Genomic DNA, 10,912 nt, shown 5'->3' with positions numbered 1-10,912 from the left:
AGGATGAGTCGGGAATAGAAACGATGTTTTATGTTTACGGTTGAGGCTGCAACGCAAAAGCGGACCTGGCGGGCTGCTGCGGGGCCAAGGCCAGGACCGAGTCGTATGGTTTGGCTTAGACCGATACCGAGCCGTGCGGTTTGGTTTTGGCTGGCCGATGGGCAGAATCCTGGACGGCAAACTCGTCGGCGCGGTCCTCGCCCGCACTTGGAGCGACGGCTCGCCCCGCGCACGCTACTCATCCAGCTGAGTAGATGCGCATGTGGCGTGGATTGGCGGACGACGCGTTCGCAACTGCGCCGCCTTGGCGGGTGCAGCGCTGCGCGGTAGCCACCGGTCCGGCGCGGCCGCTGGAGGGCCGCGCCGGGTGTCTCACAGTGCCGGGAAGCGGGGTGCGCCCGAGCAGGTGGGGATCGCGCCGCTGACCTGTACCGGGCCGGTGGTGACTCCGGTGCCGGTCGGTGTCAGCGCGCTGTTGCTGAGCCCGATCTGTGCGTTACTGGCGGTCACCGTCACCGAGGTGCTTCCGATGGCCACATTGGCCAGCACCAGATCCAGCGGTGTCTGCGCGTCGTAGCCGCGCAGGATCCACCCCTTGCCGCCGGCGTCATTGGCGCTGTGCAATCCATCCACGACGATGGCGCTGAAGGTCGGCTTGGTACCGCTACTGCCGCTGGCATAGAACGGGTTGATCACCACCGGGCTGGTCACCCCATACAGGCAGGTGTTGCGATAGGTCACCTGGCTGACCGGCCCGCCCTTGACGATGCTGGTCTTGATACGCAGGCCGTTGTTGTCGGTGCTGCGGTTACCTGCATCGTCGGTGGACACCAACGCATTGTTGTCCACCAGCACGTTGCTGACGCCGGACATCACTTCGCTGCCGATCGAGATGCCGTGCGTGCCATAGCAGCGGCTGTTGCGCACGGTGATGTTGGCCGACTTGGAGGCGATGGTCTTGATCGCCACGCAGTCGTCGCCCCCCATCACATCACTGTCGTGGATGGTGGCGTTGACCACGCTGTCCAGATCCAGTCCGTCGGTATTGGGGCTGGTGGCGGGTGATTTCACCCGCACGCCCCAGATGGTGAGGCCATTGACGATATGCGAGAAGAAATGGAAGTACGCCGCATTGATCAGGTTGACGTCGTAGAGCGTGAACTCGCTGGAATTCTGCACCTTGATCAGGTCCGGGCTGTTCTGCACCTGATTGGCCTTCTTGGCGTTTTCGCCGAACTCCCACCAGGTGGTGCTCTTGCCCAGCATGGTCTGATCACCGCGCCCATCGATGGTGCCCTGACGCCCGCCGGTGCGGATGCCCATCACGCCTGCATTGTTGCCCTTGACGCTGATCAACGGCAGGCAAGCCCCGCTCTTGGAACCGGCAGTGCCGCAACCGCTGCCGTAGTCGGCCGGGTTGCGCGAGCCGTACAAGGTGACGCCCTGGTCGATGACCAGGGTGACGTTGGCCGGGATGGACAACGGCCCGGTCAGAAACGCGTTGCCACTGCCGCTGGTCAACAGCACGCTTCCGTTCTTGCAGGCGTTGAGCGCGGCCTGGATGGCCTTGGTATCGGGGGGCGCGCTTTCCAGCGCGGCGTCGAATTGCCGCCCGGTCGGCGTCTGGCTGGCCTTCAAGGACGGCTGGCAAGTGGCGCGAATCGCCGGTTGCGCGACAGCGCGCGTATCGCCGGTAGCAAACGTAACGGCGCCGGCTTGCGCAGCAAGCGTCAGACAAACGCCGCCGATGGCAGCGGTAAGCAGTTTCATAGAAGAGATCACCCGAAAGAGAAAGTGCGCGTGCCCGTGCAGGCCACGCGGTGCGCACCGCCATCGCTGCAGCGGCGTGGCGGACTCTACGGAGCGTGGTGCGCGCCTGTAGCAGACGAGCGAATCGGACACCGTGGGAGCGAAGTCACGCCCGCGCGCTGCGCGCTCCTTGCAACGCAGCGCGCAAAACACGACACGGGTGCCGAGCTGTCAGCGCGATGACATGCGCGCGTCACGACCGTCAACAACGCGTTCGTGTGGCCTGCTGCGCGCGGAGTGATTGGTGTGACGCACGTCAGGCACTCTGCCTGGCGCTCACAACCCGCACGGACACGATGCAGTGCAGCGACGCGGCCTCAGTATCCATGCACCGGGCGATGCGACTTCACCGCCATCACCAGCCCCAACCCGGCCAGCAACGACACCGCCGAGGTGCCGCCGTAACTCATCAGCGGCATCGGCACGCCCACCACAGGTAGCAGGCCGGAGATCATGCCGCCGTTGACCAGCACGTAGACGAAGAACGCCAGGCCGGTGGCGCCGGCAACCAGGCGCGAATAAGTGTCGCGCGCCTGCGAGGCGATCCACAGGCAGCGGCCGATGACGATCAGGTACAGGGTCAGCACGGTGGCGACGCCGATCCAGCCGAATTCTTCGCTGAGCACGGAAAACGCAAAGTCGGTGGTCTGTTCGGGAATGAAGTTCAGGTGCGATTGCGAGCCCAGACCCCAGCCCTTGCCGTCCAGCCCACCCGAACCGATCGCGATCTTGGACTGGATGATGTTCCAGCCCGCGCCAAGCGCGTCGTTTTCGGGGTTGAGGAACATCATGATGCGGTCCTTCTGGTACGGCCGCAGCAGCCAGAACCACGCCACCGGCGCAGCCGCGGAGACACCACCCACACCAACGGCCACCCACCACCACGGCAGGCCGGCCAGCAACAGCACGAACACGCCGCTGGCAGCAATCAACACGCCGGTGCCGAAGTCCGGCTGCAACATGATCAGCGCGGTGGGCACGCCGATAATCACGCCGGTCACCAGCACGGTGGCAATGCGCGGCGGCAGCGGCATGCGGTGGAGATACCAGGCCGCCATCATCGGCAGGCTGATCTTGAGCAGCTCTGCCGGCTGCAGGTAGAACACTTTCAGGTCCAGCCACTGCCGGCCGTACTTACCGGTGCCCAGCGCGAAGACCGCCAGCAGCGGCAGCATCGACAAGCCGTACACCCACGGTGTCCAGGCGCGCAGGCGCAGTACCGACATGCGTGAAATGCCCCACATCGCTGCTGCCCCGATAATGAAGCGGATGCCCTGCGCCAGCATCAGGTGCTCGCCATTGGCAGTGCCGCCGGCGCTCTTGAGCACCGACAGGCCGATGGCCATCAGGCCGCCCAGCGCCAGGCACAGCACCCAGTCCAGGCTGCGCGTAAAGCGCGCAGCCATGTCCACCAACCAGCGCAGGATGTCGCTCAATGGTCGGTCTCCTGCACCGCGTCCGGCACATCCGGCACCACCGGTTGCGCGGGAGTGTTGGGGTCCAGCGCAACGGCGCTCTGGCCGATCACCACCGGCAGCTCGTCCAGCGTGGCAGCGGCGGCGTCGCCGGCGGCGCGCGCGTCGGTGACGCCGGCTTCGAACTGATTGACGCCCACGGCGGTCATGCCCAGCTCGCTGTCCAGCGGCTCCAGACCGGCGGGCATCTTGCCCAGCAGCCAGGCATCGAAGATCTTGCGTGCGATCGGCGCCGCCGAACTGGTGCCGAAACCGCCGCCTTCCACCGCCACCGCCACCGCGATGACCGGGTTGTCGGCCGGCGCGAAGCCGACGAACAGGCCGCGGTGACGCAGGTGCAACGGCAGGCTGCGCGGGTCCACTGCCGCCACGCCCTTGCGGCTGACCACCTGCGCGGTGCCGGTCTTGCCCGCCATCTGGTACGGCGCGCCCGGGGTGATCGCATAGCCGGTGCCGCCGGGCCGCATGGTGTCCATCATGCCCTCGCGCACCACCTGCAGATGCGCCGGGTTCTGGCTGAGCGGCTTGCCGGGCGGCTGGATCATCGGCTCCCAGGGATGATCGAAACCGGTGCGTTCTTCCAGCACCAGGTGCGGGCGCAGCAGCAGGCCACTGGCGATCGCCGAGACGCCGCGCACCAGCTGCAGCGGCGTGACCTTCCAGTCGCCCTGGCCGATGGCGATGTTGACCGTGTCGCCGGGATACCAGCGCTCCTTGCGCGTCTTGTACTTGTAGGCGGGCGACGGCAGGATGCCGCCGATTTCGCCCAGCAGGTCCACCCCGGTAGGCTGGCCGAAGCCGTACTCGGACATGTAGTGGTCGAAGCGCTCGATGCCCATATCCACCGCCAGGCGGTAGTAGTAGGTATTGACCGACTGGGCGATCGACTTGCGCAGGTCGGTCCAGCCATGCCCGCCGCGGTGCGAATCGCCCCAACCGCGGCTGACGCCGGGCAGGTAGAACATGCCGGTGGACAGCACCCGGTCTTCCGGCCGGCGCAGGCCGCTGTCCAGGCCGGCCAACGCGATCAGCGGCTTGAGCGTGGAGCCCGGCGCCACGCCGCCCAGCACCAGCCGGTTGAACTGCGGCCGGGACGGGTTGTCGTTGAGCATCTTGAAATCGATATGCGAGATGCCGTTGACGAACAGGTTGGGGTCGTAGCTGGGCAGGCTGACCATGCCCAGGATCTCGCCGGTGCGCGGGTCCATCGCAATGGCCGCCCCTTCGTGCTCGCCGAAGGCGGCCACCATCGCGCGCTGCAGGTCGGCGTCTACCGACAGGCGCAGATCCGCACCCGACTGCGGGGCGACCCGGCCGACGGTGCGGATGGCCCGCCCCTGCACATTGGTTTCGACCTGCTCGTAACCGACCTGCCCGCGCAGATCCTGCTCGTAGTAGCGCTCCAGCCCGGATTTGCCCATATGGGTGAGCGCAGCATTGCCCTCGCCCAGCACTGCCAGGTCTTTTTCGTCGATCCGGCCCACATAACCGATGATGTGCGCGAACAACGGGCCGTAGGGATAACGCCGGGTCAGATACGGCTCCAGCTCCACGCCGGGGAAGCGCCAGCGCTCCACCGCGAACCGTGCCATCTCTTCATCGCTCATGCGCAGCTTGAGCGTCACCGGCAAAAAGCTGCGGCGTGCGCGGCGCTCGCGGTTGAAGCGTTCCAGATCCTCCGGCGCGATCGGGATCACCTTGCCCAACGCGTCCAGCATGGCGTTCATGTCGGCGACCTTGTCGGGGGTCACGTCCAGACGGAAGGCCGGCACGTTTTCGGCCAGCAGCCGGCCGGTGCGGTCGTAGATCATGCCGCGCCCGGGCACCACCGGCTTGGGCTTGATGCGGTTGGCCTCCGAACGGGTGGCGTAGACCTCGTGGTCGAGCACCTGCAACTTGAAATACCAGCCGCCCAGGCCGACCAGGCAGATCACCACCATCACAAAGCCCAGCACCGCGCGACGGCGGAACTGTTCGGCCTCCGCATGCGGATTCTTGGGATGACGGCGCCCGTGCATGGCTTACTTCTTGCCCCGCTTGCCCAGCCGCACCGCATCCAGCACCACGAACAGCGGCGGCCACAGCGCCATGCCCAGCAGCGGCGCCCACCAGTAGCTCCACGGCAGGGTTGGCTCGCCCACCGCCAGATGCACCGCCGAAGACACGATGCGGTCGTTGAGCAGTAGCCCGCCGATGGCCAGCGCCTGTTGCGAGACCGGGAAAAAACGCATGCGCGCGCGGAAGCGCTGCAGGATGAAGGTCATGATCACCAGCCGCAGCGCCTGTTCGCCGAGCAGCCCGCCATACAGCAGATCAGCCAGCACGCCGGCCACGAAGGCCAGGCCCAGCCCAACCCGGTCCGGCTCCTCGATCACCCAATATGCCAGCACCAGCGCCAGCCAGTACGGCCGCAGCGGCTGCACCACCATCGGCAACGGCAGCAGGCCCAGGACCAGCGCAATGAAGATGCTCGCCGGCAGGATCCAGGTGTTGCGCATGCGGGTCATTGGTCCGTCTCCTGCGGAGAAGAACGGGATTGGGGATTGGGGATTGGGGATTGGTTAGAAGCGGCCGCCTGTGCTGGTGCGGCGTTGCCGTTGCCCCTTCCAGCGTCTCCACTCCCTGAAGCCCGTGAGCCCTGCGATGACGCTGCGCGGGAACCGCGGGTCTGGAGTTCAGGGCCGTTCGACCCAGGAGGACTGGCCGGCAGGCTGGCGTGGCCGCTGGATGCTTTGGAAATCCCGCCCACCGGCGTGCGTGGCGTGGCAGCCACCGGCGCGCTGGCGGCTGCCGCGCCGCCGTTGCTGTTGTCGCTATTGCGAATCCCAACTCCCGAATCCCCAATCCCGGCCCCCGGCACCAACCGCAACGGCTTGCCGGCACGCAGCAGCAACACATCGCGGCCGCGATCGAGCTTGGCGGCCGGGGTCAGTTCGCCGACCAGGAAGGCGTGGGTATCGTCCGGATGCAGTTCGGAGACCTTGCCGACCGGGAAGCCGGCCGGGAAGCGGCCGCCCAACCCCGAGGTGACGATTTCATCGCCCACCTGCACGCCGGCACTGAGCGGGATGTCGCGCAGTTCCAGGCGGTCGCCGCGCCCGTAGACGATCAGCCGCACGCCATTGCGCGCCACGCTGACCGGCACGGCGTGGTCGGGGTCGGTGAGCAGCAACACGGTGGAATGCAGCGGGGTGACTTCGATCACCTGTCCCATCAGGCCGCCGGCATCGATCACCGCCTGGCCCAGCACCACCCCTTCGCGGCTACCGGCGTCCAGCAGCAGGCGTTGGCGCGTCGGATCCAGATCGATGTTCAGGATCGGCGCCAGTTGCACATCCAGACCGCGGCGCTCGGCCACGTTGAGCAGTTCGCGCAGTTGCGCGTTGTCCAGGGCCGCGGTCTGCAACCGGGTCAGGCGCGCATTGGCGACCAATAGCTGATTGCGCAGATCCCGGGTCTCTTCCACCAGTTGCGCATGCGTTGCGGCGTTGTCGCGCACCTGCGAGCCGATGCGCCCCGGCAGCCCGGCCACCGCCCAGATCGGCTGGATCAGCAGATTGGCCTGCATGCGCACCTGGCTCAGCCAGCCACCGCGGCTATCGAGCGCGATCAGCACCACCGCCAGCACCAGATAAACCAGCAGCCGCAGCGTGGAGGTGACTTCGCCCGGACGGGAGGCGACGGGAGGACCGGCGTAGGAGGGCACGTTAAGGCCGGGATTCGGGATTAGGTATTGGGGATTCGAGGAGCAGTTGGCGGCCCCCGGTACGACTAAGCGTTAGACAAACAGGGCTACACCGCAATCGGTCAAGGCCGAAGGCCGGGACACGCTTTGCGAATCCCGAATGCCGACTCCCTAATCCCGAGCGCTTCACTCCGGCGCGAAGAACTCGTTGCCGTGCATGTCCACCAGCTCCAGCGCACGGCCGCCGCCGCGGGCCACGCAGGTGAGCGGATCGTCGGCCACCTGCACGTGCAGGCCGGTTTCTTCGGAGATCAGGCGGTCCAGGTCGCGTAGCAGCGCGCCGCCACCGGTGAGGACGATGCCGCGCTCGGCCACGTCGGCACACAGTTCCGGCGGGGTCTGCTCCAGCGCCAGCTTCACCGCCGAGACGATGCCCGACAGCGGCTCATGCAGCGCTTCGAGCACTTCGTTGGAGTTGATCTTGATCATCTTCGGCACGCCCTCGGCGAGGTTGCGGCCGGAGATTTCCATCTCCTGCACCTCGTCCTGCGGGTAGGCGCAGCCGATCTGCAGCTTGATGCGCTCGGCGGTGGCTTCACCGATCAGCATGCCGTGGTTACGGCGCACGTAATTGGTGATCGACTCATCGAAACGGTCGCCGCCCACACGTACCGATTGCGAGTACACGATGCCGTTGAGCGAGATCACCGCCACTTCGGTGGTGCCGCCGCCGATGTCGATGACCATCGAGCCGCGCGCCTCGGTCACCGGCATGCCGGCGCCGATCGCTGCGGCCATCGGCTCTTCGATCAGATACACATCGCGCGCACCGGCCTCTTCCGCAGATTCCTTGATGGCGCGGCGCTCGACCTGCGTGGAGCCGGCCGGCACGCACACCAGCACGCGCGGGCTGGGGCGCAGGAAGCGCGATTTGTGCACCTTCTTGATGAAGTGCTTCAGCATCGCCTCGGTGTAGGTGAAGTCGGCGATGACGCCGTCCTTCATCGGGCGGATGGTGGTGATGTGGCCGGGGGTACGGCCGAGCATCTGCTTGGCCTCCGCGCCGACGGCAGCGACCGAGCGCGTGCCGCCGATTGCGCGATCCTGCCGCACCGCAACCACCGACGGCTCGTTCAGCACGATGCCCTGTCCGCGCACGTAGATCAGCGTATTGGCCGTGCCCAAATCGATGGACAGGTCGTTGGAGAACATGCCGCGGAGTTTCTTGAACATCGAGGGAGTCGTTCCTGGGTGAGTCGCGTGCCCGCCGCCAGACTGGCGAAAATTTGGGCAGAAAACGAAGTCGGCTAGCCTAGCAATCCCCCCCGGGGTGAGCAAGGAAAAATCGGCGATTTCGCCCCCGTTTTCATGTGGCGGTCACGCCGGCCATGGCATGCGGTTGTGGCCCTGATCGGCCGCAGCCGTTACCCTTTGCGCCGCGGCGCACGCGCCGTCCCGCTGCCATGCCCGGCAATTGGCGGGTTTTCCCAACGCAAAGGCCCGACTCGATGTCCGCACTGATCTGTGGTTCCCTCGCCTACGACACCATCATGGTGTTTCCGGACCAGTTCAAGAACCACATCCTGCCGGACAAGGTGCATATCCTGAATGTGTCGTTCCTGGTGCCGCGCATGCGCCGCGAGTTCGGCGGCTGCGCCGGCAACATCGCCTACAACCTGCATCTGCTCGGCGGCGCGCCGATCCCGATGGGCACCGTCGGCCAGGATTTCGGCCCGTACCGCGAACACTTCGAAACGCTGGGCATCGACCTGTCGCGGGTGAAGATCATCGACGACCTGTTCACCCCGCAGGCGTTCATCACCACCGACCACGACAACAACCAGATCACCGCCTTCCATCCGGGCGCGATGATGCGCAGCTACGAAAACCACGTGAAGGATGTGCCGGGCGTGACCCTGGGCCTGGTCGGCCCGGACGGGCGCGAAGGCATGATCCAGAACGCGGAAGAGTTCGCTGCCGGCGGCATCCCTTTCATCTTCGACCCCGGCCAGGCGATGCCGCTGTTCAACGGCCCGGAGCTGCGCCAGTTCATCGAACAGGCCCAGTACGTGGTGGTCAACGACTACGAGTCGAACCTGTTGCAGGAACGCACCGGCTGGGACGAAAAAGACATCGTCTCGCGTGTGCAGGCCTATATCACCACGCAGGGCCCGAAGGGCGCACTGGTGCATACGCCGGAAAAGACCTACGACATTCCGCCGGCGCACGAGCGCCGCGTGGTCGACCCGACCGGCTGCGGCGATGCGTTCCGCGCCGGGCTGATCTACGGCATCCAGGGCGGCTACGACTGGCTGACCATCGGCCGCATGGGCAACCTGATGGGCGCGCTGAAAGTGGAACACCCGGGCACCCAGAACCAACGCTTCGACTTCGCCGAGTTCAACGACCAGTTCAAGCAGCAGTTCGGCTACGCGTTGTAGCCGGGAGTGGGGATTCGGGAGTCGGGAGTCGTAAAAGCTGGGTCCTGGCGCCTCGAGGCCACGAGGAACCGCGCGATGGCGCGGTTTTTTCGTTTTGGCCCAGGCGAAAAGGCAGCCGCCCCCAGCCGAGCCGCTTTTGCCAATCCCGAATCCCGAATCCGCATCCCCGGCGTTTGCTGCACCGCGGTTTGAGCCTCGCCCCGGTTTATGCGTCACTGCCGCTCTGGCCCCGGGTAGGGACCGAGGAAGCGCCACGTGTCGGAAGTGACTGTCGCCAACCTCCTGCAGGCCACGGCCGGGCCCTTGTCCGATGCCCAGGCCGAATCGGCGCTGCTGGCGCGGATGCGCCGCTTTCGCCAGATCGAACCGCTGCCGCCGGCGCTGGCGCGCTCGTGGCAGCGCTGCCTGGACGAGTATGGGCTGAGTCCGGATGCCCCCCCGTTGCCGATGGTCCACGACGGCAGCGGGCTGCGCGAGCGCCAGCAGCGGCTCGAGGAAGTGCTGCGCATCGCCAAGGTGGAGATGGAGAACCTCTACGAGCAGATCGCCGGCGGCGGCTATGCCGTGGTGTTCGCCGACGCCGAGGCGACCTTGCTGCACAGCGTGCAGGACCCGGCACTGCTGCGCGAATTCCGCCAGACCGGGTTGTTTTGCGGCGCCAGCTGGGCCGAGCGCTACCAGGGCACCAACGGCATCGGCACCTGCGCGGTGGAGCGCAGCGCGCTCGGCGTGCACCGCGGCGAGCATTACCTGGCCCGGCATCTGCCGCTGTCGTGCAGCGGTGCGCCGATCCTCGACCCGCACGGGCAATTGCTGGCGGTGCTGGATGCGTCCACGCCGGACGCGCGCGACACCAAGCTGGTACAGCGCCACACCAGCGCGTTGGTGCGCATGTCGGCGGCACAGATCGCGCGTTCGTATTTCCTGGAGCAGTACAGGCATGCGTGGATCTTGCGCTTCCACAGCCGCCCGGAGTTCGCCGGCCTGTTGCACGAGGCGCTGATGGCGATCGGCGCCGACGGCTGCGTGCTGGCCGTCAACGAAGCGGCGCTGGAACAGCTCGGCAAGGGCGACCGCAGCCTGCTGGTCGGGCGCGACATCTCGCAGGTGATGCAGCTGGACTTCGACACCGTGGAGCAGCGTGCGCGCAACGCTGCCAGCACGCTGTGGTCGATCCGCTGCGCCTGCCACGGGCGCCGTTTCTTCGCCCTGGCGCAGCCGCCGCGCCGCAACGCGGTTGCTGGCGGCGCGCACGCCACCCCCGCCGACGATGGCGAGGCCGCTTACGCACGCGAACACGTCGGCTCCGATCCGCGCATGCGCCACAACCTGGACAACGCGCTGAAGCTGGTCGCGCATCGCGTGTCGATCCTGCTGTGCGGCGCCACCGGCACCGGCAAGGAGGAGTTCGCCAAGGCGGTGCACCGCGGCTCGCCATGGGCGGCGCGGCCGTTCGTGGCGGTGAACTGTGCGGCGATTCCCGAGGCGCTGATCGAGAGCGA

Annotated in this window: 8 protein-coding genes; 2 read left to right on the top strand and 6 right to left on the bottom strand. The window is 66.8% G+C overall.

The features are described from left to right. Positions 1-372 precede the first annotated feature (372 nt). The 6 genes from LN450_RS17455 to LN450_RS17430 all read right to left on the bottom strand — a co-directional run bounded on the left by LN450_RS17455 (position 373) and on the right by LN450_RS17430 (position 8,202). Positions 373-1,770 (bottom strand): glycoside hydrolase family 28 protein, encoded by a 1,398-nt coding sequence (locus tag LN450_RS17455; protein ID WP_011346338.1) that lies wholly within the window; start codon positions 1,768-1,770, stop codon positions 373-375. Between the two features lie 356 nt (positions 1,771-2,126). Continuing rightward, entirely contained in the window at positions 2,127-3,245 is a 1,119-nt protein-coding gene (rodA, locus tag LN450_RS17450; protein ID WP_011346337.1) for a rod shape-determining protein RodA, read from the bottom strand. Beyond that, a complete protein-coding gene (mrdA, locus tag LN450_RS17445) occupies positions 3,242-5,302 on the bottom strand; it encodes a penicillin-binding protein 2 (RefSeq protein ID WP_011346336.1) in 2,061 nt (686 codons plus the stop codon). The genes rodA and mrdA overlap by 4 nt, the downstream gene beginning before the upstream one ends. Before the next feature lie 3 nt (positions 5,303-5,305). Beyond that, complete coding sequence (mreD, locus tag LN450_RS17440) at positions 5,306-5,791, bottom strand: rod shape-determining protein MreD (protein ID WP_005911183.1); 486 nt, start codon at positions 5,789-5,791, stop codon at positions 5,306-5,308. Continuing rightward, complete coding sequence (gene mreC, locus LN450_RS17435; RefSeq protein ID WP_011346335.1) at positions 5,788-6,990, bottom strand: rod shape-determining protein MreC; 1,203 nt, start codon at positions 6,988-6,990, stop codon at positions 5,788-5,790. The genes mreD and mreC overlap by 4 nt, the downstream gene beginning before the upstream one ends. A gap of 165 nt (positions 6,991-7,155) precedes the next feature. After that, positions 7,156-8,202, bottom strand: coding sequence for a rod shape-determining protein (locus LN450_RS17430; protein ID WP_003482734.1), 1,047 nt, complete (start codon positions 8,200-8,202; stop codon positions 7,156-7,158). Between the two features lie 275 nt (positions 8,203-8,477). Between LN450_RS17430 and LN450_RS17425 the strand changes: the two genes are divergently transcribed. Continuing rightward, on the top strand, positions 8,478-9,410 hold the full coding sequence (locus tag LN450_RS17425) for a carbohydrate kinase family protein (RefSeq protein WP_008573357.1): 933 nt from the start codon (positions 8,478-8,480) through the stop codon (positions 9,408-9,410). A 255-nt stretch (positions 9,411-9,665) separates the two neighbouring features. Further along, positions 9,666-10,912 (top strand): sigma-54-dependent Fis family transcriptional regulator (locus LN450_RS17420; RefSeq protein WP_228892917.1); only part of this gene is annotated, 1,247 nt, incomplete at its 3' end.

It is taken from the genome of Xanthomonas euvesicatoria pv. euvesicatoria (assembly GCF_020880415.1).
Lineage (GTDB): Bacteria > Pseudomonadota > Gammaproteobacteria > Xanthomonadales > Xanthomonadaceae > Xanthomonas > Xanthomonas euvesicatoria.
Note: the sequence above shows the minus strand (reverse complement) of the source record. Positions and strands in the feature narration are given on the sequence as shown.

Excerpts from the sequence above, each read along its gene's own strand:
- LN450_RS17455 (WP_011346338.1), bottom strand. The coding sequence starts at position 1,770 with ATGAAACTGCTTACCGCTGCCATCGGCGGCGTTTGTCTGACGCTTGCT.
- mrdA (WP_011346336.1), bottom strand. The coding sequence starts at position 5,302 with ATGCACGGGCGCCGTCATCCCAAGAATCCGCATGCGGAGGCCGAACAG.
- mreD (WP_005911183.1), bottom strand. The coding sequence starts at position 5,791 with ATGACCCGCATGCGCAACACCTGGATCCTGCCGGCGAGCATCTTCATT.
- LN450_RS17430 (WP_003482734.1), bottom strand. The coding sequence starts at position 8,202 with ATGTTCAAGAAACTCCGCGGCATGTTCTCCAACGACCTGTCCATCGAT.
- LN450_RS17425 (WP_008573357.1), top strand. The coding sequence starts at position 8,478 with ATGTCCGCACTGATCTGTGGTTCCCTCGCCTACGACACCATCATGGTG.